Annotated in this window: 18 protein-coding genes; 9 read left to right on the forward strand and 9 right to left on the reverse strand. The window is 68.9% G+C overall.

Features of this window, described 5'->3' with window-relative positions; translation table 11 throughout:
- Positions 1-38 precede the first annotated feature (38 nt).
- The 4 genes from E3T40_RS13360 to E3T40_RS13375 form a co-directional block, all read right to left on the reverse strand.
- Positions 39-1,325 (reverse strand): maleylacetate reductase, encoded by a 1,287-nt coding sequence (locus tag E3T40_RS13360; protein ID WP_241981782.1) that lies wholly within the window; start codon positions 1,323-1,325, stop codon positions 39-41.
- 7 nt (positions 1,326-1,332) lie between these two features.
- Positions 1,333-2,037, reverse strand: a complete 705-nt coding sequence (locus E3T40_RS13365) for an alpha/beta hydrolase (RefSeq protein WP_134420854.1) — start codon at positions 2,035-2,037, stop codon at positions 1,333-1,335.
- 8 nt (positions 2,038-2,045) lie between these two features.
- Complete coding sequence (locus E3T40_RS13370; RefSeq protein WP_104099468.1) at positions 2,046-3,020, reverse strand: ring-cleaving dioxygenase; 975 nt, start codon at positions 3,018-3,020, stop codon at positions 2,046-2,048.
- A gap of 474 nt (positions 3,021-3,494) precedes the next feature.
- On the reverse strand, positions 3,495-4,541 hold the full coding sequence (locus E3T40_RS13375; RefSeq protein WP_134544115.1) for a sigma-70 family RNA polymerase sigma factor: 1,047 nt from the start codon (positions 4,539-4,541) through the stop codon (positions 3,495-3,497).
- A 185-nt stretch (positions 4,542-4,726) separates the two neighbouring features.
- Between E3T40_RS13375 and E3T40_RS13380 the strand changes: the two genes are divergently transcribed.
- Positions 4,727-5,569, forward strand: a complete 843-nt coding sequence (locus E3T40_RS13380) for a hypothetical protein (RefSeq protein WP_134544117.1) — start codon at positions 4,727-4,729, stop codon at positions 5,567-5,569.
- A gap of 62 nt (positions 5,570-5,631) precedes the next feature.
- On the opposite strand, the gene E3T40_RS13385 is transcribed toward E3T40_RS13380, so the two are convergent.
- Entirely contained in the window at positions 5,632-5,916 is a 285-nt protein-coding gene (locus E3T40_RS13385) for a glutaredoxin family protein (RefSeq protein WP_104193797.1), read from the reverse strand.
- A 362-nt stretch (positions 5,917-6,278) separates the two neighbouring features.
- On the opposite strand from E3T40_RS13385, the gene E3T40_RS13390 reads away from it, so the two are divergent.
- Both E3T40_RS13390 and E3T40_RS16745 read left to right on the forward strand, forming a co-directional pair.
- A complete protein-coding gene (locus tag E3T40_RS13390; RefSeq protein ID WP_134544120.1) occupies positions 6,279-7,811 on the forward strand; it encodes a GGDEF domain-containing protein in 1,533 nt (510 codons plus the stop codon).
- A gap of 350 nt (positions 7,812-8,161) precedes the next feature.
- The gene (locus E3T40_RS16745) at positions 8,162-9,778 is read left to right on the forward strand and encodes an ADP-ribosylglycohydrolase family protein (protein WP_198412001.1); all 1,617 of its coding nucleotides are present in this window, start codon (positions 8,162-8,164) and stop codon (positions 9,776-9,778) included.
- Between the two features lie 28 nt (positions 9,779-9,806).
- Here the strand turns inward: E3T40_RS16745 and E3T40_RS13405 are convergent, their stop codons facing one another.
- Positions 9,807-11,516, reverse strand: a complete 1,710-nt coding sequence (locus E3T40_RS13405) for a BCCT family transporter (protein ID WP_134544123.1) — start codon at positions 11,514-11,516, stop codon at positions 9,807-9,809.
- Positions 11,517-11,653: 137 nt separating this feature from the next.
- On the opposite strand from E3T40_RS13405, the gene E3T40_RS13410 reads away from it, so the two are divergent.
- Positions 11,654-12,304, forward strand: a complete 651-nt coding sequence (locus E3T40_RS13410; protein ID WP_104171487.1) for a cob(I)yrinic acid a,c-diamide adenosyltransferase — start codon at positions 11,654-11,656, stop codon at positions 12,302-12,304.
- A gap of 182 nt (positions 12,305-12,486) precedes the next feature.
- Here E3T40_RS13410 and E3T40_RS13415 read toward each other — a convergent pair whose 3' ends face one another.
- On the reverse strand, positions 12,487-12,987 hold the full coding sequence (locus tag E3T40_RS13415; protein ID WP_104171486.1) for a PTS glucose transporter subunit IIA: 501 nt from the start codon (positions 12,985-12,987) through the stop codon (positions 12,487-12,489).
- Positions 12,984-13,256, reverse strand: coding sequence for a glucose PTS transporter subunit EIIB (locus E3T40_RS13420; protein WP_255408595.1), 273 nt, complete (start codon positions 13,254-13,256; stop codon positions 12,984-12,986). The genes E3T40_RS13415 and E3T40_RS13420 overlap by 4 nt, the downstream gene beginning before the upstream one ends.
- Positions 13,257-13,427: 171 nt before the next feature.
- On the opposite strand from E3T40_RS13420, the gene E3T40_RS17405 reads away from it, so the two are divergent.
- From E3T40_RS17405 to E3T40_RS13445, 5 genes are all read left to right on the forward strand, one after another.
- Positions 13,428-14,177 carry a GntR family transcriptional regulator gene (locus E3T40_RS17405; RefSeq protein ID WP_134374105.1) on the forward strand — a complete coding sequence of 250 codons (750 nt, stop codon included), beginning with the start codon at positions 13,428-13,430 and terminating at the stop codon, positions 14,175-14,177.
- Between the two features lie 57 nt (positions 14,178-14,234).
- A complete protein-coding gene (locus E3T40_RS13430; RefSeq protein WP_104171484.1) occupies positions 14,235-15,479 on the forward strand; it encodes a PTS transporter subunit EIIC in 1,245 nt (414 codons plus the stop codon).
- Positions 15,480-15,510: 31 nt separating this feature from the next.
- Positions 15,511-16,296, forward strand: a complete 786-nt coding sequence (locus E3T40_RS13435) for a glucosamine-6-phosphate deaminase (protein ID WP_104171483.1) — start codon at positions 15,511-15,513, stop codon at positions 16,294-16,296.
- Positions 16,297-16,362: 66 nt separating this feature from the next.
- The gene (gene nagA / locus E3T40_RS13440; protein WP_241981783.1) at positions 16,363-17,517 is read left to right on the forward strand and encodes an N-acetylglucosamine-6-phosphate deacetylase; all 1,155 of its coding nucleotides are present in this window, start codon (positions 16,363-16,365) and stop codon (positions 17,515-17,517) included.
- 142 nt (positions 17,518-17,659) lie between these two features.
- On the forward strand, positions 17,660-17,923 hold the full coding sequence (locus E3T40_RS13445; RefSeq protein ID WP_104193800.1) for a hypothetical protein: 264 nt from the start codon (positions 17,660-17,662) through the stop codon (positions 17,921-17,923).
- A gap of 79 nt (positions 17,924-18,002) precedes the next feature.
- Here the strand turns inward: E3T40_RS13445 and E3T40_RS13450 are convergent, their stop codons facing one another.
- On the reverse strand, positions 18,003-19,010 hold the full coding sequence (locus E3T40_RS13450) for an NYN domain-containing protein (protein ID WP_134544126.1): 1,008 nt from the start codon (positions 19,008-19,010) through the stop codon (positions 18,003-18,005).
- Positions 19,011-19,047: the final 37 nt, after the last annotated feature.

Below are 19,047 nucleotides of genomic sequence, written 5' to 3' on the forward strand. Positions count from 1 at the left end.
CGCCGCCCGCCCGCCCGCCCGCACCGCCCGCCCAGCGGCTAGCGCCCGCCCGGGGCGGCGCCGGACCAGGCATTCCGCAGCAGCAGAGTCAGGTCGTCGGGGGTGACCGCGCGCGGGTTCGACGCGGGAACGGCCGGCAGGATCAGTGCCACGGCCCGGGCGATGTCCGACTCCTGAAACCCGAAGTCCCGCAGCGCAGTCGGTGCGTGCAGGCTGTCCCGCAGGGCGAGTAACCCTTCGACGGCGGTGCGCGAGCCCAGGGCGGCGGCTATCCGCGCCTCGGCCTCGGTGGCGGCGGGCGCGTTGAGGGCGACCACATGCGGCAGCACGATCGCGTGCGTCTGCGCGTGCGGCAGCCCGAAAGCCCCGCCCAGCACGTGACAGATCGTGTGATGCAGGCCCGAACCGGTGCTGGAGAACGCGCTCGCCGACAGATACGCGCCATAGAGGGCATCCTTTCGGGCGGCCAGGGCTCCGTGGATGCCGCCGCCCCCCAGAACCGGATCGCTCCCCGATGTGTCCGAGCCGGCCGCCTCCGCGGTGTGCGGGCCGGCCCCGGGAGCCACGGCGATTCGCGGCAGGGCGTGGGCCAGCATCCGGATTCCCTCAGCGGCGAGCAGCGCGCTGACCGGGTTCGCGCCCGGGGCCCAGAGGGCGTCGACGCCGTGGGCGAGGGCGTTCAGCGCGCTGGACACGCTCAGCTCGCGGGGGAGGGACAGCGTGAGGTCGGCATCGTAGATCACGGTGCCGGGCAGGACCCTCGGATCGAACCCGGTGGTCTTCACCCCGTTTTCGACCAAGCCCCAGACCGCGGTGGCCTCCGAACCGGAATAGGTGGTGGGCACCGCCACGATCGGCAGTCCGCCGGTCCGCTCGCTGCGCAACGCGAGAATCTTGGCCAGCCCGATCGCCGACCCGCCGCCGAGGGCAACGACCACGTCGACGCGAGCCGCCTGGGCCGCCCGATGGGCGCGCTCGGCCGACTCCGCCGGAACGTGCTGCACGACCTCATCGAACACCAGCACCGAACGGATGCCGGCGAGCACCGCCGCGGACCGCTCCAGTTCCCGCCGGGTCGCGATCACCATCACGCGCGGGGCGCCGGGGGTGCCGCTGGCGCCTAAGGTGCCCGCCGTAGCGATCACGCTCGCCGTGCTGGTGCCGGTGCCACCGGCCTGCACCGTGCCGCCGGCCTGCACCGTGGCCGGCTGCTCGCCGAGCACCTCGCCGAGCAGCTCGCCGGCCCGCCCGGTGCCGAAGAGCACGCGCTGTCGCTGCGTTCGATACTCGAAATCGAGTCCCGGCCCGACGGGCTGCTCCCTCACGGCACGCCTACGCGCGGGTCTGCATGGGGCGGGCCAGCCAGGCTCGGGCGGCGGCGACATCCGTGGCGGCGATGCCGTGACCGCCGTCGCGCAGCTCGCGGTCGACCTGGGCGCCGCGCCCGATGAGGGTGGCGACGGCCCGGTCGGCGCTCGCGAGCGGGGCCATCAAGTCGGAGCGTCCGTTGAGCATCAGCACCGTCGTGTCGGCGAGGTCCGTGGCGAGCGCGCGATCGTCGAGCGGGAACATGCCGGAGAACGCGACGACCCGGTCGAGAACGTCGGGGTGCAGCAGGGCCGTGGCCAGGGCGATGTTGGCCCCGTTGGAGAAGCCCACGGCGATAATGCGGCGCCCGCCGAGGTCGTAGTGCTGCCGGGCCCGGGCGATGAAACCGGCCAGTTCGCCGGCCCGCAGCACCACGTCCTCGACATCGAACACGCCCTCGGAGAGGCGGCGGAACCAGCGCAGCATGCCGCCCTCGGTGACGCGACCGCGCGGGGCGAGCACGGTCGCGCCGGGGTCGAGCGCGTCGGCAAGGGTGAGGATCTCCTGCTCATCGCCGCCGGTGCCGTGCAGCATCAACAGCACGGGGGCGGAGACATCCGTGGGGTCTGAGCCGGGCGGGCCGGAGTCGCCGGATGCCGTCGGCGAACCCGCCCGGAAAACGTGCACCCAGTCGAGATCGGTCTGTGGGGAGTCGCGTTGCTCGGTCATCGAGGGTCCTACTTCTCCGCGACGAGGGCCGGGTTGTTCTCGCTCGGCAGGGTGATCGGAACGACGGCGCGCTCGATCTGGTCCCGGCTGGGCTCGAGCCACGGCGGCAGCTTGAGCGAGCGGCCCAGTTCCAGCAGTGGCTCGTCGATGTCGAAGCCGGGGGTGTCCGTCGCGATCTCGAACAAGACGCCGCCGGGCTCGCGAAAATAGATCGACGTGAAGTACTGCCGGTCGAGGATCGCCGTCACGCCGTAGCCGCGCGCGACGAGTTCCTGGCGCCACTGCTCCTGCGTGGTCTTGTCCGGCACCCGGAACGCGATGTGGTGCACGCTGCCGCCGGCGGTCAGGCCGACCTGTCCGTTCGGGTCGGCGAGGATGTCCACGATGTTGCCGGGGGCTCCGTCGCCGGCACCCACCCGGATGCGGTCGGTTGTCTCCTCGATCACGTGCATGCCGAGGTCGCGGGTGAGCACCTCGACGGTGCCGGTCGGGTCGGCGACGGTGAGCACCGAGGAATGCTGGCCGCGCACCGCGTACTCGGCGGGCACGGATGCCGAGTCCCACGGATTGCGCGGATCAACCGTCGACGAGGCCACGAGGTCCAGCTGCAGGCCGTCGGGGTCACGCAGGGAGAGGCGTTCCTCGTCGGCGGAGCGGCGCACGAATTCGGATTCGACGCCGAGTTGCCTGAAGTGGCCGGCCCACCAGCCGAGGCTGCCGGCCGGCACCGAGAACGCGGTGGACGTGGACTGGCCCGAGCCGGGGCGCCCGCTGGAGATGCCCGTCCAGGGGAAGAAGGTGAGCAGCGAACCCGGGCGGCCCGCGTCATCCCCGTAATAGAGGTGGTAGGTGCCGGGGTCGTCGAAGTTGACCGTTTTCTTCACGAGCCGCAGGCCGAGGCCGGTCACGTAGAAGTCGATGTTGCGCTGCGGTGCACCGGCAATCGCGGTGACGTGGTGCAGTCCGGAGGTGTGCGGAGTCACGGGGTCCCTTTCTGGCGGGAAGCTGGTCGGTATGCTGTTGGCGTCGGGTCTGGCATGCGCGTTCTGAGCTGCGCAGTCCGGCGTGATGCCGACTTCTATGCAAACACATGTTTCTGTGGATTCATTCCCAGGCTCGTGCAGCTCCCGCGCGAGGGCGAATGCGCCGCTCGGGCCGCCTCGGGCCGGGCCGACGGGACTACTCTCCCGGGCCGACATCCCAGGAACGCTCCGGCAAGTCCTCGAGCCAGTTCCCGACCGAATTGTCGTTCACCAGGGAGATGCTGCTCTCTGCGGGACACGCCAGCCCCAGCGGCACCGAGCACGACGCCTCGGAGATCAAATCCCGGCCTTCGGCGTCCTTCGGCGGTTGTGCACCCGCGTTCCCAAACATCGAACCCCCTCAGTCGGCTTTTCCAGTGCGGTCGCCGGGGTCCGGGGCAACAGTTTGAAGGTACGCTCGCGGAGGATTCGCCGTCAAGCACTTCGAGATACGGATGCTGCCGCGAACTTGCCGCCGCCCCGTTCCGCAGTCTCCGCGCTGGCGCTGACCCGCGCCCCGGGAACCCGCCCGGAGGCTAACGGAGGCCGCAGCCGGGCCAGGGCCCGAAGCTCGATCTGCCGCACCCGGTCGTAGGACACACCGAAGTGCGCTCCGATCTCCCGCCGGGGCTTCGGGATGTCGCCGCCGAGGCCGTACCGCATGCTCAGGACGCTGGCTTCGCGGTCGGGCAGGAGGGAGAGGTGGCAGGCGAGGCGCTCCAGCAGGAGGGTGCGGCCGGCGGCGTCGCACGGGTCGAGCGCCGCGACATCCGAAATGGTGTCGCCGAAGGGCACGTTCTCGAGGCCGCTGCCGAGGTCGGCCCAGACCGGGGCGTCGATCGACCGCGGCTGGCCGGTGCGGTTCCGCAGCGTCAGGATCTGTTGCGTGGTGAGCCCGCTGGCCTGGCCGAGTTCCGCGATGGTGCCGTCGCGGCCGAACCGCTGCCGCAGCCGGTGCTGCACCTGGTTGAGGGCGGTGAGCGCCTCGATCTGGTAGGCCGGGAGACGGATGGTTCGGGCCTGGTCGGCCAGCGCGCGTTGAATGCTCTGGCGGATCCACCAGGTGGCATAGGTCGAGAACTTGAAACCGCGGGTGTGGTCGAAACGTGGGGCCGCCCGGATCAGGCCGAGATTGCCTTCCTGGATCAGGTCGAGGAGGTCGAGCCCGCGGCCGGTAAAGTGCCGGGCCACGGACACTACCAGCCGGAGATTCGCGCAGATCAGGTGATTCATGGCCCGCCCGCCGTCGGCCGCGAGCCAGCGGAGCTCCTCCCCGAAGTCGGCGGCCCCCTCGCCGGAAGCACCCGGCCGCAGCCGTGAGAGTCTCTCCGCTGCGAGCAGCCCGACCTCGATGCGCTGGGCGAGCTCGATCTCATCCGTCTTGGTCAGGAGCGGCACACGGCCGATCTCGTGCAGGTAGGCGCCCACGGAATCGGCGGAGAAGCGGTGACGGGAACGGGAACGGCTCTCGGCGATGGTCATGCCGGTACCGTAGGCGCGGGCCGGGGTCGGGACCTCGGGGCCGACGCAGCGTGTGCAGAATCACCGCACGGGTCCGGCTGTGCAGGAACCCCGTGCGCCGACCGACCTCGAACGGGGAGTTTCGCTCGGGGCCCGGATCGACGATGATGAGCGGGCAGAGCCGTATCGAGTGGAGGGACGCGACTATGAGTGATGCAGAGTCAAACGATTCCGGCGAGAACTTTCTGCCCGGCCGCGACGGCGACAGTGGCGGCGACAGCGGTGGCGACAGCGGCGACAGCGGCGGCGTCAGCGAGAGCGAGGTCGACGGCTACGAGGTCTACAACCCGCCGGCGGACCGCTTCCTCACCGCCCAGATGTGGTGGATAGCGAGCGAACTGGTGCGGCGGCATCCGCATCTCCGCATCTCCGGGGTGGAGGTCGACGAGGCCGACCGCCTCCTGATCGTGCATGACGAGCAGGACGGCATGAGCGTGCAGTGGGACCTCGAGGGCGGCTGCAAATTCCTGGTCAACGGGGTCGTGCAAAAAATCAGCTGGATCCAGATGCTGGCCGCGCTCAACCCGCACACGATCGTCAAGCGTATCGAGGTGGCGACCGGACTCGGCATCCCGAAGACCACACCGGCCACGTCCGCCCGGGCGCTGACCTACCGGGTGATCGCCAGCGCGCTGGCCACCGCGACCAACGACCGGTACGAGTGGTACGCGGTTCCGGCGCCCATGCTGCACGACGAAGATCCGGAGAACCCCGGATGCGAGTTCTTCCGCGACTTCCCCTCCACCGTTCGGGCGCGGGCCGAGTATGTCGCGATGACCCTCGATGAGTTCGAGGCGGGCGGTCGCAGCGTGTACTTCTTCCAGCCGTTTTGGGCGCTGCTGCGCGACCTCGAGCCGATCGCGATCTTCGACTCTGCCGGGGTGGTACACACGACCTCGGGCGCCACGGCACTGATGCCCCTGTATGAGCGGCTCGACCGCAAGCTCGCGCTCGTGACCGCGCACGTGCTCGCCGACTACTTGCCCTGAACCGGGCGCAGGCACTCGGGCAGGCGAGCCGGCCCCCGCTGCGGAGAGGGCAAGCGAGCCGGTTAGCGGATGCTGCCGAGCTGGGTCAGCTTCGCATGCAGAGTCGAATCGCTGGGCTCCACCAGATGGGTGCCGTCCGGGAACAGGATCACCGGGATCTGGGTGCGGCCGCTGATCGCGTGGGCACGGTCGGCGCCGTCTCCCACGAGCAGGAGGTCGACGTAGTCGTAGTCGACGTTCCGCGCGTCGAGCAGTTTCTTCGACCGGCGGCAGTCGCCGCACCACTCCGCCCCGAACATGGTCAGGCGCTGGGCGTCGGAAGCAGGGGGAGCGGCGAGGTCGGTCATGATCTCATCCTAGGTCGGCACCCTGAGTGCCCCGCGGGTCGGCGTGCGTGCGCCTCGTTTTGGGGCAGAGGGCCATCGTCGATGCCCTCGAGAACCGGTTTTTTGAGGCAGGCCGACTGCTAGGTTCAGTCTGAGCACGAACAGTTGGGGGACTGAACATGCATTCAGACCAGGATGCCGCACACGACTCAGGGGGACAACCGGCCATCGACCTGCCACGACCAGCAGCGCCTCACGCAGCGCCGGCGCCAGAATCAGCGCCAGAACCAGCGCCAGAATCCTCGATCGACGACCTCCTCGCCGACTGCGAGCGATCGAGCGCGAGTGGGAGCCATCTCGACGGTGTCGGGCAGGCCGAGGCGGTGCTGGCCCGGGCCGGGGCGACGCTGCTGCAGCAGGCGCGGGCCCGTGAACTGCTGGCGCTGCATCGGCTGCGACTGGGCGACTATGAGGCATCCGTTCAGCAGGGACTGTTGGCGCTGGAGTTCCTGGACGGCACCGGCGATCTGCTGCGGCAGTCCAAGGTGCACTGCACCCTGGTGCTGGCCTACAGCGACACGGGGCTCTACGAACCGGCGCTGCGCCACGTGCTCGCGGCAGTGGAGACGGCCCGCGGCAGTGGCAGCGCCCTGGCCGAATTCTGGGCGCTCAGCCGTTCGTCGATGGTGCACGAGGGCATGGGCGAGTCCGAACGGGCGCTCGAACTGGGGCGGCAGGCGCTGGGCCTCACGCGCACGATCGACGACCCCGAGGCGCGGTTCGTGGGTCTCAACAACCTCGGTGACACCTGCCTGATCCAGGCTCAGCGGCAGAGCGCACAGGGCATGAACGTGGAGATGGGCCTGAAGCAAGCCCTCCTGCTCGTGCGGGAGGCCGTGGCCGTGGCCCACGCCCAACGGCACAACTTCTACGAGAGCATCGCCCGCACCAACCTGGTCAGCATCCTGATCGAACTCGGCGAGCACGAAGAGGCCCGCGAGCAGGCCGGCCGGGCCCGCCGTCTGGCGAAGGCGCACGGGTTCCGCAGTCTCGAGGAGAACAACGACGCGCAGCTGGCCGAGGTGGCCAGGGCCGAGGGTGACCTCGATGGGGCCACCGCGATGATGAACGCCCAGCTGCTGGTCGCCGCCCTCGACGACGATCCGGCTCTGCACATCAAGCTGCAGCAGGCCTTGTTCGAAATGCACAAGGAGTCCGGCCGGTTCGAGCAGGCGCTCGGGCACTTCGAGAAGCTGCACGCCCTGATCCTGAAACGCACGACCGAGACGGCCGGCATCCAGTCCCAGATGCTGATCAACACCCTGGGGATCGAGCAGGCCCGCCACGAGGCGGAGCGGTCGCAGCTCGATGCGGCGCGGCTGCGCATCCGTGCCGACGATCTGGACCACCAGGCGAACACCGACCCGCTGACCCGACTGCCCAATCGCCGGGCGCTCGACCGCCAGCTGCCGCCCCTGATGGGCCGCTCCCGTGACACCCGGCAACCGATCTGCGTGGCCATGATCGACATGGACCACTTCAAGCGGGTCAACGACGAGCACGGGCACGCCACCGGCGACCAGGTGCTGAACGCCATGGCCACCCTGTTGCGCGCCGTCACCCGGGACAGTGATATGGCCGTGCGCGTGGGCGGCGAGGAGTTCTTGCTCGTTTTCGCGGACACCACCCTGGAGTGTGCCGAGCAGGCGTGCGAGCGCCTGCTGGCCTCCGTTCGCGGCTACCACTGGGGTGCCCTGGCGCCCGATCTGGCCTGCACCGTGAGCGTCGGCCTGGCCGAACTCTCCCCGGACGAGACCGTGGCGGACTGGCTCGCGCGCGCCGACGCGGCCCTCTACCAGGCCAAGGATTCCGGCCGGGACCAGATGGTTACCGCCGTGGTGCTGTCGGCGGCGTAGAACCCGAGGAGCCCCCCATCCGAAGACCCGCATCCGGAGCCCCGTGCCCGGCCTTGAACCAATTCGACGGAGATTTTGCCGAAAAGAGCCGGTTTGAGGCCGAAAACAGGGTTTATGGGCAAAATCTCCGTCGAATTCGTTAGGGGCGGAGGTGCTGCAGGGCCGCGGGCGGGGAAACGAACGACCCCCGATTCACGGCCGGCACTGACCCTCGAATGCGGCGGCGACGGATGCGGCGTTTCGCCCGTAGGCTCGACGCGGGGGTTTGTGCCTCGGGGGGCCCGGAAAACGGGCCTGCCGGAGCCCGACTTCATTGGCTGCACGACCGCACGATTGCACGGGGGAAACGCTTGAAACTGACGTCCGCACAACTGGACCGCGCCGCCGGCGTTCTGCTGGGCATGGCCTGTGGCGACGCCCTCGGCGCCGGCTACGAGTTCGGCCCGCCGCTCGCGAGCGACGCCGTGGTCACGATGAGGGGCGGCGGCGGGTTCGACTGGGCTCCCGGAGAGTGGACCGATGACACCTCCATGGCCGTGCCGATCGTCAACGCGATCGCGGCCGGGCGGGACCTCCGCGACGAGGCCGTGCTCGACGAGATCGTGGCTGCCTGGGTCGAGTGGGCCCGCACGGCACCGGACGTGGGCAACCAGCTGCGCGCGGTGCTCTCCCGAACCGAGCCCACGGCATCCGCGGTGCGCGTCGTCGCCCGCGCCCATCACGACCGGCACGGCCGCAGCGGCGGCAATGGTTCGCTCATGCGCACGGCGCCCGTGGCGCTCGCCTACCTCGACGACCCGGTGGCGCTCGCCGGCGTTGCCCGCACGATCAGCACGCTTACCCATTATGAAACGGATGCCGGCGACGCCTGCGTGCTCTGGTGCCTGGCCATTCGGCACGCGGTGCTCGAGGGCACCCTCGACGTTCGGGTGGGCCTCGACGCCCTGCCCGCCGACCGCCGCGCGCTCTGGGAGGCGCGCTTCATCGTGGCCGAGGCCGGCGTTCCCTCCGACTTCAGCCGGAACGGCTGGGTCGTGGAGGCGCTGCAGGCGGCCTGGTCGGCGATCATCCAGCCGCGGAGCGCGCCGGGTGGCGCTTCCGGTGCGGAAACCGTCTCCGCCACCCCTGCCGGGCACCTGCAGGACGCCCTCGAGATCGCCGTGCGCGGCGGCCGCGACACCGACACGGTCGCCGCGATCGCCGGTGGGCTGCTCGGGGCGCGCTATGGCGCATCCGCGGTGCCGGCCGCCTGGCGCCGCATCGTGCACGGCTGGCCGGAGGGACTGCGCGCCGACGAACTGGTGCGCCGCGGTGTGCTGGCCGCCCGCGCCGACGGTGGGCGGTCCCGGTGGTCGGGCGTGTCGAGGTCCCCGGGGCTGGCCGAGCGCCGCGACCGGGCCAGCCCCGACCGGAACGAGCCTGGTGCAGCCAAGCGCCGCGACGTGGCCGTGCTCGACCGTCGGTCCCGCAAAGACCGTGCCGCCACCACTTGGCCTACCGCCGATCACCTGCCCTACTCCACCTCCGGCGACATTTCCACCTTCGTGCGGCACCCGCACGACGATGGCGTCTGGCTCGGTGCGATCGGCATCCTGGGTGACCTGCCGGCGGAAATCGACGCCGTCGTGTCGCTCTGCCGGGTCGGCCGCACCCAGGTGCCCGGCCGCATCCGTGCCGAGAACAAGGTTGCGGTCTGGCTGATCGACGAGCCCGCAGAGAAGGCCAACCCCAACCTCGACTTCGTGCTCACGGACACCGTCGATGTCATCGCGGCCCTGCGCGCCGAGGGACGCACCGTGCTCGTGCACTGCGTGCAAGCGGTCAGTCGCACGCCCGCGGTCGGTGCGCTCTACGCTGCGAGACACCGGGGGATCCCGATCGAGCAGGCGCTGCGCGAGGTGACGGATGTCCTGCCGCACGCGCATCCGAACACCGCATTCCTGCAGGCGCTCAAGTCTGAGGCGTGAGCGATCGGCCTGCAAAAACAAGCCGGTCTCAGGGTCGATGGCCATCCGGGTCGAGGGGAGACGCGGCATCCGGTTGCACGCCCAGGTCGATGCTCTCCGCGGTCGCATTCGTGAACGGGACCGCGCTGAGCGCCTCCGAGGAGGTGCGCACCGGCCCGACGGTGCGCTTGCGCAACGGGTCACGACGCAGATCCACATAGAGCGACACGCACAGCCCGATGATGATCAGAACGAACGGGGTCGCCGCCAGGATGGTGAACGTCTGCAGGGCACCCAGCCCGCCCACGAACAGCAGAACCGCAGCGACGGCGCCGGTGAGGATCGCCCAGAGGATCACCAGCGGCTTCCAGGGCTCCTTACGACCGCGACTCGACAGCGTCCCGAGCACGAGAGCGCCCGCATCCGCCCCGCTGACGAAGAACACGGCGGTGAGCACCATCACTACGAGAGCCGAGCCGATGAAGAACGGATACTGCTGCAACGCCGCGAAGAAGCCGGCCGCCGCACTGCCGGTGCCGGCGATGTCGACACCGTTCAGCTGCAGGTTCAACCCCATGCCGCCAAAGACGACGAACCACAGGATGCTGACCCCCGTCGGCACCAGAAGCACGCCGAGAATGAACTCACGTATGGTGCGGCCGCGGGAGATCCGGGCGATGAAGGTGCCTACGAACGGGGTCCAGGAGATCCACCACGCCCAGTAGAAGATCGTCCAGCTCGCCAGCCACTCCTCGCCGCCGAACACCGCCGAGTGGAAGCTCATCGGTACGAGATCGGCCAGATAGACGCCGATCGACGACGGCAACAGGTTCAGGATGAAGACGGTCGGGCCGACCACAAAGACGAACACGACGAGTAGGGCCGACAGCACCATATTGGTGTTGCTCAACCACTTGATGCCTTTCGCCACCCCGCTCGCCGCGGAGAACACGACCCCCACGGTCAGCACGCAGATAATGATGATCGGCACGACCGTTCCGGGTTCCTCCTCGAATTGCCCGGAACGAAGCAGTGAGACACCGGCCGCGATCTGCAGTGCGCCCAGCCCGAGCGACGTCGCCGAACCGAACTGGGTGCAGATGATCGCCAGGATGTCGATCGGCTTGCCCCAGCCCTTGCCCTCGATCCGTTCCTTGCCGAACAGGGCCTGAAACGGAGCGCTCATCAGGTTGCCGCGGCCCATCCGGTAGGTGGAGTAGGCCAGGGCCAAGCCGACCACCGAATAGATCGCCCACGGATGCAGACCCCAGTGGAAGAAGGTGTACGCCATGGCCGCGTTGGCAGCCTCCGGGCTGTTCGCCGCCGCGTCGACGAACGGCGGCGGCGTCGCCAGGTGGGTGACCGGCTCGTACACGCCGAAGAACATCAGCCCGATCCCCATGCCTGCACTGAACATCATGGACACCCAGGAGACCGTCGAGAACTCGGTGCTCTGCCCGTCGTGGGAGAGCGGAATGCTGCCGTACCTCCCGAAGGCCAGCACCAACGAGAAGATGACGAAGCCCGACGCCCCGAGAATGAACAACCAGCCGAGGTTGCCGGTTACCCAGCTGAGAACGGATGCCGAAACGTCACCCACGGCCTCGGTGAACAGCACCCCGACCAGACAGATCACCACGATGATGCCGGCGGAAATGCCGAAAACCGTTTTGTCGATGGTGCCCAGGCCCTCTCGGTGCGGTTCACTGACCGCGTCCCCGAGTTCCGACTCGATGCCATCTGCTGATTCCTTGGACATATCGCTCCTCGGTGATCGAACACCCGTCGATCGGACAGTTCCCGTCACGTCACTGCCGCCAAAGGTGCGAGAAGAAAACTGCTTGCGGCTCGCCTAAACGCTACGCGGATGGCGCGGCGATTACTATAGTGGCCGCTATGGCTGACCTCGGAGAATTCGAACCGGCCCAACCGGCCCTCTACACCGGCAAGGGCGATTCCGGCCGCACCACCTTCGGCCGGCACGGCGACGTGGCCAAGACCGACGTGCGTGTCGCCGCCTACGAAGCCTGCGACGAGGCCAACGCGGCCGTCAGCTTTGCCATGGCTGCCGGTGGCCTGCCCATCGAGGTGACCAGTACGCTCGCCAGCGTGCAGAACGACCTGTACGATTTAGTGGCCGACCTGTCCGTGCCCCTCGACGACCCCGAGCCGGCGCCGGCACGCATCCGCGAGTCGCACCTTGCCCGGCTCGAGCGTGCCGTCGATCACTTTGCGCAGCAGGCCGCCGACCTGAGCGGCTTCGTGCTCCCCGGCGGAACGGTCGCAGCCGCACTGCTCTACCAGGCGCGTGGCGTCGTGCGCCGTGCCGAGCGAGCGGTGTGGGTTGCCATCGACCTGCACCCGACCTCCGTCGACCCGCTCACCGCGCGGTACCTGAACCGGCTGTCGTCCCTGATGTTCGTGCTGGCCCGGGGAGCCAACGCCGAGCACGGCGACGTGATGTGGGTGCCCGAGGCTTCGGCTCGGGCGATGGCGCAGGAAGAGGTTGGCGACGACCGTCCGGAAACGGGTGCCGGCGGCGCCTGACGGTGCTGCTCTCCGAGATATGCGACGCGGCCGCCCGCGTAACCTCCGACCTGGCCGCAGGCGAGCCGCAAGCGGCAGCACGATGAGCACGAGTACCAGCACCAGCACCAGTACCAGCACCAGCGCCAGCGCCATGAATCCCCCGGCGGATGCGACCGCGGTCGACGGTCAGCGGTGGACGCTCAGCGCGTGACGGTCAGGAAGGTGTCGCCCGACTCGAGCTGGGCGCCGGCCGTGACGGCATCCGCCAGCGTGATGTTCTCCGCCTTCTGTTCGAGGATGATCACGGGCACGATCGGGTTGCGTCCGGTGGCCTCGATGGCCGACACGTCCCAGGTGACGATGATGTCGCCGGCAGAGACGTGGTCGCCCTGCTGTGCGCGCAGGGTGAAGCCCTCGCCGTGCAGTTCGACGGTGTCGATCCCCAAATGCACAAGCACACCCAGACCGTCGGGGGAGACGATCACGTAGGCATGCGGGAATACCTTGAGCAGCGTGCCGCTGATCGGGGCGATGGCGTCGACCACGCCGCGGGGCGGGTCGATCGCGGCGCCCGGGCCCACGATGGCCTGGGCGAAGGTGGGGTCGGGCACCTCGGCGAGCGCCACAGCGCGGCCGGGCACAGGGGAAAGGACGATCACGGGGGCGACCACGGAGGCGCTCACGGGTGCGGCCGGGCTCATAGCAGGTCCTCGATGTCCTCGGCCAGGTTGTCGGCTTCGGGGCCCACGACGACCTGCACAATGGTGCCGGAACGGAAGACACCGTGCGCTCCGGCGGCCTTGAGCGCCGCCTCGTTCACGGCCGCGGGGTCGGTCACCTCGGTGCGCAGGCGAGTGATGCACGCCTCGATTTCGACGATGTTGGTTTTTCCGCCGAGGGCGGCCAGGATCTGCGCGGCTTTGCTAGTCATCTTCTGTTCCTTCTGTGGTGGGCACTGCGACGGGCTCATCGACTGCGATTCGATCGAAGGCCCGGGCCGCACTCGGTGTTGACAAGTGGGGTGCCCTGCCTTCATGATCTAACTATTGGATCGTACCAGTACGGACCACTCAGCGGAAGTGGTACTACACCACTCGGGCTCGACGCCGACCGAACCGATCAACAAGTGAAAGGCAACGCCATGAGCCAGACCCAGGAGGAGAGCTCAATGCTCGCAGCCGGGCCGGTGTCCAAGCAAACGCAGCTGCGCTCGATCCTGCAGGATCTGGTCGAGGAGACCCTGGCTCCACACGCCGCGATTCCGCCCGAGCGCAAGCTGATGGCGAAATACGGCGTCAGCCGGTCGACCGTGCGGGAGGCCATCCGTCAGCTGGTCGAGGAGGGTCTGCTCTACCGCATCCAGGGCAAGGGCACCTTCGTGGCGGGCGAGCGCGTGCAGAGCGATCTGCATCTGGCCTCCTTCACCGAGGACATGCGCCGCCGCGGTCTTGTTCCGGCAACACTCCTACTGGCCACCGCGCTGATCGAGGCACCGCTCGATGTGCGGGCGGCACTCGGTCTGGGCGCGGGCGCCCGGGTGCAGGTCGTCGAACGGCTCCGGCTGGCCGGCGGCACCCCGATGGCCCTCGAACGCGGCTACTATCCGGCGGAGCTGCTGCCGAATCTTGGCGAGCAAGACCTCACCCGCTCCCTGTACGCGACGTTCGCGACCGAATACGGCCTGCGCATCGACAACGCCGAGCAGGCGGTCTGGGCGGATGCCGCCGGTCCCCAACTCGCGGAGACGCTGGGCGTCACCGCGGGGGCGCCGCTCATCGTCTTCCGTCGCACCTCGTCGGCGGGGTCAGCCGCCATCGAGTACGTCACGTCCTGGTACCGCGGTGATCGCTACCAGATTCACATGACCCTGAATCTCCGGCACCAGCTCTGATCTCCGGCCCGGCATGAGGCCGGGCCCCACACACCACACCCATCACAGGAGGAATTCATGTCCAGCATCACCGAAGACGCCGGGACGCGACGAAAAATACCGGGCCTGGGCCAGGCTCAGCGAGTCGGCCGCAGCCTTATGTTGCCCATCGCGGCGTTGCCTGCCGCCGGGCTGCTTCTCCGCATCGGTCAGCCTGACCTGCTCGGCGCCATTCCGGGCTTCGAAACGGGCGGAGCCGTCATCGCCTCGGCGGGCGGGGCGCTGTTCGGGGCCCTCCCGTTGCTCTTCGCGGTCGGCGTCGCGATCGGCTTCGCGAAGAAGTCCGACGGCTCGACCGCCCTCGCGGCCGTGGTCGGCTATCTCGTCTTCTCCAAGGTCGGTGAGGCGATGTCGCCTCTCGTACTGGGGCTGCCGGCCAAGGGTGACCCCCAGGTGCTCGTCGATTACAGCGTGCTCGGCGGCATCCTGATGGGTATCGTCTCTGCGGTGCTCTGGCAGAAATATCACCGCATCTCCTTGCCCAGCTACCTCGCCTTCTTCGGTGGCCGACGCTTCGTCCCGATCATCACCGCCGTGGTGGCGCTCGCACTCGGTGTTCTACTCAGCTTCGTCTACCCGGCCTTCGCCGGCGGATTGACTGCCTTCGGCGATGTCGTCACCTCCAACGACATCTGGGGCGGCTTCCTGTACGGCACCACCAACCGGCTGCTCATCCCCGTGGGGCTGCACCACATCCTCAACTCCGTGGTGTGGTTTGTGATCGGCGACTACAACGGCGCCAGCGGCGACATCGCGCGGTTCTTCGCCGGCGACCCCACCGCCGGAACCTTCATGACCGGGTTCTTCCCGATCATGATGTTCGCCCTGCCCGCTGGCGCCCTGGCCATCTGGCATGAGGCGAAGCCGTCCCAAAAGAAGATCGTCGGCGGCATCATGCTCTCCGGCGCCCTCACCGCCATGCTCACCGGCGTCACCGAGCCCCTCGAGTTCTCGTTCATGTTCGTGGCGTTCCCCCTCTTCGTCATCCACGCGTTCCTCACCGGAACGTCGATGGCCCTGGTGAACGCACTGGGCATCCGCGACGGTTTCAGCTTCAGCGCGGGTCTGTTCGATTACGTGCTCAACTTCGGCCTCGCCGAGAAACCGCTCCTGCTCATCCCGATCGGGCTGGCGTATGGCGCGATCTATTACTTCCTGTTCCGCTTCGTGATCCGCAAGTGGAATCTGAAGACCCCCGGCCGCGGCGACGACGAGGTGCCCGACGCCAGTGCGCCGGACTCCGCCTCCTCGACGTCGGTCTAGTCCACACAATCCAGAATCTGGAGTACGAAAAATGGCTGAAGTAGTTTTTGTTGACAGTAAGGCCGCGGCGGGAACGCTCGCGGCGGCATCCATTCGCGCACTGATCACCCAGAAGCCCGACGCGGTGCTGGGTCTGGCCACCGGCTCGACCCCGCTCTCGGTCTATGCGGCGCTCGCCGCCTCCCTGGCGGAGAACCCGATGGACGTCTCCCGGGTGCGCGGCTTCGCACTGGACGAATACGTCGGCCTGCCCGCCGACCACCCGGAAAGCTACCGCTCCGTGATCACCCGCGACGCCGTCGTGCCGATCGGCCTCACGCCCGGGAACATCCAGGTGCCGAACGGCGACCTGGCCACGATCGAGACCGCGGGCGTCGACTACGAGGCAGCCATTCGCGCCGCCGGCGGCATCGACGTGCAGATTCTCGGCATCGGCCGCACCGGGCACGTCGGGTTCAACGAGCCGGGGTCGTCGTTCGCGTCGATCACGCGCATCAAGACCCTCGCCGAGAAGACCCGCGTCGACAACGCGCGGTTCTTCGCATCCCCCGACGACGTGCCGATCCACTGCATGACGCAGGGTCTGGGCACCATTCTGCGGGCCCGGCACCTCATTCTGCTGGCCTTCGGCGAGGAGAAAGCGGATGCCATCGCCGCCGCCGTCGAGGGACCGATCACGTCGAGCAAGCCGGGATCCGTCATCCAGCTGCACCCGCATGTGACGGTCATCGTCGACGAGGCCGCCGCCTCCCGGCTCGAGAACCTCGCCTACTACAAGTACGCCTGGGCCAATAAGCACGCCTGGCAGGGGATCTGACGCAGCACTCCCTGACTCGACCCTGACCCCCGTTCCTGCAACTCGCTGACTCCTGGAGACACCCTCATGACCCCGCCCGCACCCATCCCGGTCGACTCGATGCTCCTCGCTGCCCGGGCCGTGATCGCACCCGATGCGGTGCACACGCCGGGGTGGGTGGACATCCGTGCGGGGCTGATCGTGGCCTGCGGCGCGGGGGAGCCGCCCCGCCCTCCTGACCACGTCTTCGAGCAGAGCACCCTGGCGCCCGGCTACGTCGACATCCACACGCACGGCGGCGGCGGCAGCAGCTTCAACGACGCCGACACCGACGCAGCCGTGGCGCGGATCACCGCGACCCACCGGGCCCACGGCACGACCACGATGATGGCCAGTCTCGTCACCGGTCCCCTCGACGAAGTCGAGCGCACCGTGGCAGCCCTGGCCGGGCTGATCGAACGGGGAATGCTGGCCGGAATCCATCTGGAGGGCCCGTGGCTGAGTCCGGCTCACCGCGGGGCCCACGACGAGAGCTTGTTGCGCGAGCCTGATACTGAGACCGTCGACCGGTTGATGCGGGCGGGGCGAGGCACCGTGCGCATGGTCACCATCGCGCCTGAACTGGAGGGCGGGCTAGCGGCCGTGACGCAGATCGCGGGCCACGGGGCCGTGGCCGCGATCGGGCACACCGACGCGAACTACGACCTGACGCGGCAGGCGATCGCGGCGGGGGCCACGGCCGGCACGCACGTATTCAACGCGATGCGGCAGATTCACCAGCGTGAGCCCGGCCCGGCTCTCGCCTTGCTTGAAGACTCGAACGTCTTCGCCGAGCTCATCGCCGACGGCGTTCACCTGCACCCGGCCGTCGTGCGGTTCATCATCGAAAGCCCGTCGCGGCCCGTCTTCGTCACGGATGCCATGGCTGCCGCCGGCGCGGACGACGGCGCCTACAAGCTCGGCGGCCTCGACGTGAGCGTCGCCGACGGCGTGGCGCGCCTGGCCGACGGCACGATCGCCGGCAGCGTGCTCACCCTGAGCGAAGCCGTGCGCTACGCCGTGCACACCGCCGGAGTGCCGTTGGCCGTCGCGGTGCGGGCGGCCACCCAGAACCCGGCCGACATGATCGGCCTCCCCGACCGCGGTCGGCTCGCCGCCGGCCTCCGCGCCGACCTGATCGTGCTCGACGCGGGCCTGTGCGTCACGGCGACGATGCAGGCCGGGGTGTGGTGCGCGGAGTAGCACCCGCTCCCCGCTAGTGCCCCGCCCGCTCCCGCCCGCTCCCTCCCGTCCGCTCCCGTCCGGTCCCGCCCGCCCCCGTCCGCTCCCGCTGCCGTTCCTTCGCCAAGCCCGGAACGAATTCGACGGAGATTCTCATGAAAAAGTGCCTGGGAGGCCCATTTTCGGGCGTTTCAGGCAAAATCTCCGTCGAATTGGTTCGCGCAAGCTGTCCGAGAACCGAGCGGGATTCGAGGGCATCGAGCTCATCGCCGCGTTCGACTGGGACTCCAGCACGGCGGAACGCGACGAGGTGCTCCGCCTGGCCGGACTTCGCTGCCCGGTCTCGGACAACCTGGGCAACGCAACGCCCGTCATCGTGCGGCTCGCTGCCCCGGCCGAGCTGGCGGCAACGTTCGCCCCCGTGTAGCGACGGATGCTGTGGGCTGGGCGGGTAGGCATCCGTTTCAGCCTGCTCGACCGGCGGGCCACCCTAGATCAGCCGGCCGCTACCGCACCTTCAGCAGGATCGGGGCGGTGGGGCTCGCCTGCTGGAACTCGACCGTCTGATGCCTGGACTTGAGGAAGTCCGAGAACTGATTGAAGCCCAGCGCGCGTTCCTGAAACGTCGGGTCCAACCGTCGCATCGTGCTCTTCAGCGTGGCGGCATGCTGCCACTCCAGGTGGTTCGCGGCGAGGTGTTCCATCGCCCGCAGCAGCAGCGCGGTCGCCGCTTTCTTGGCCCTGGGGCTGAGATCGAGATCGACTGGCGGCACAGCGTGGCCGGCGGATGGCGCGGTCTGCCGAGGCGTCGCATCCGTCAGCGTCTGAACCTTGCTCGTGGCGACGATCTTGGCGACCCGGGGCTTCTTCGGCGCCGTTTTCTGGGTTGCGGGTTGGGCGACGGATGCCGTCACCACCGACGGCACCGGAGTGACGGGCGTCACCCGCATGACCCCGGGCAGCGAATCGTAGTCCGCGAACGTGTCGCAGGCCGCGGCCAGCGCGCTGCTCGTTGAGCCGGACACCCCGATGCCGATCACGACCCGGCCCAGCTGCTTGCAGCGCTGCACGAGCGGGATGTAGTCGGAGTCGCCGGCGACGATCACGATGTGGGTGAGATCGTCCAGGCGGAACAGGTGTTCCATCACGTCGATGGTCAGAGCGATGTCGGCACCGTTCTTCAGCGTCGACACGGCCGGGAACAGTTGGGTGAGGTTGACGGCACGATCGACCAGTTGCCTCCGGTAGCGCGCATTGACCGGCGCCGACCAATCGGCGTAGGCGCGGCTGACCGCGATCGGCCCGATGGCCGCCGCGTAGTCCAGGATCGCCCCGACGTCGACCAGGGCCTGCTGGATGTGCGTGGCGACCTCGGTCGCGGGCTGAATCGACACGCGGTTGCGCACCTTGTCCCGGCCGAAGGCGCCGTCGCCGTGCAACTGGTTGTACCGCGAGATGACGATGTTGTCGAAGTCGAGATAGACGCCGACTCGCGGATACGACTGCTCAGACATGCGGATGCTCCTCCAGGGTTGATCTCCAAGACGAGCG

This window comes from Cryobacterium sp. TMT1-19, assembly GCF_004403055.1.
GTDB classification, from domain to species: Bacteria; Actinomycetota; Actinomycetes; order Actinomycetales; family Microbacteriaceae; genus Cryobacterium; species Cryobacterium sandaracinum.

What these genes read in the sequence shown, in the direction of transcription:
- E3T40_RS13410 (WP_104171487.1), top strand. Translation starts at nt 11,654, where the DNA reads ATGGCTGACCTCGGAGAATTCGAACCGGCCCAACCGGCCCTCTACACC.
- nagA (WP_241981783.1), top strand. Translation starts at nt 16,363, where the DNA reads ATGACCCCGCCCGCACCCATCCCGGTCGACTCGATGCTCCTCGCTGCC.
- E3T40_RS13405 (WP_134544123.1), bottom strand. Translation starts at nt 11,516, where the DNA reads ATGTCCAAGGAATCAGCAGATGGCATCGAGTCGGAACTCGGGGACGCG.
- E3T40_RS13365 (WP_134420854.1), bottom strand. Translation starts at nt 2,037, where the DNA reads ATGACCGAGCAACGCGACTCCCCACAGACCGATCTCGACTGGGTGCAC.
- E3T40_RS13420 (WP_255408595.1), bottom strand. Translation starts at nt 13,256, where the DNA reads ATGAGCCCGTCGCAGTGCCCACCACAGAAGGAACAGAAGATGACTAGC.
- E3T40_RS13430 (WP_104171484.1), top strand. Translation starts at nt 14,235, where the DNA reads ATGTCCAGCATCACCGAAGACGCCGGGACGCGACGAAAAATACCGGGC.
- E3T40_RS17405 (WP_134374105.1), top strand. Translation starts at nt 13,428, where the DNA reads ATGAGCCAGACCCAGGAGGAGAGCTCAATGCTCGCAGCCGGGCCGGTG.
- E3T40_RS13385 (WP_104193797.1), bottom strand. Translation starts at nt 5,916, where the DNA reads ATGACCGACCTCGCCGCTCCCCCTGCTTCCGACGCCCAGCGCCTGACC.
- E3T40_RS13415 (WP_104171486.1), bottom strand. Translation starts at nt 12,987, where the DNA reads ATGAGCCCGGCCGCACCCGTGAGCGCCTCCGTGGTCGCCCCCGTGATC.
- E3T40_RS13435 (WP_104171483.1), top strand. Translation starts at nt 15,511, where the DNA reads ATGGCTGAAGTAGTTTTTGTTGACAGTAAGGCCGCGGCGGGAACGCTC.
- E3T40_RS13375 (WP_134544115.1), bottom strand. Translation starts at nt 4,541, where the DNA reads ATGACCATCGCCGAGAGCCGTTCCCGTTCCCGTCACCGCTTCTCCGCC.
- E3T40_RS13380 (WP_134544117.1), top strand. Translation starts at nt 4,727, where the DNA reads ATGAGTGATGCAGAGTCAAACGATTCCGGCGAGAACTTTCTGCCCGGC.
- E3T40_RS13450 (WP_134544126.1), bottom strand. Translation starts at nt 19,010, where the DNA reads ATGTCTGAGCAGTCGTATCCGCGAGTCGGCGTCTATCTCGACTTCGAC.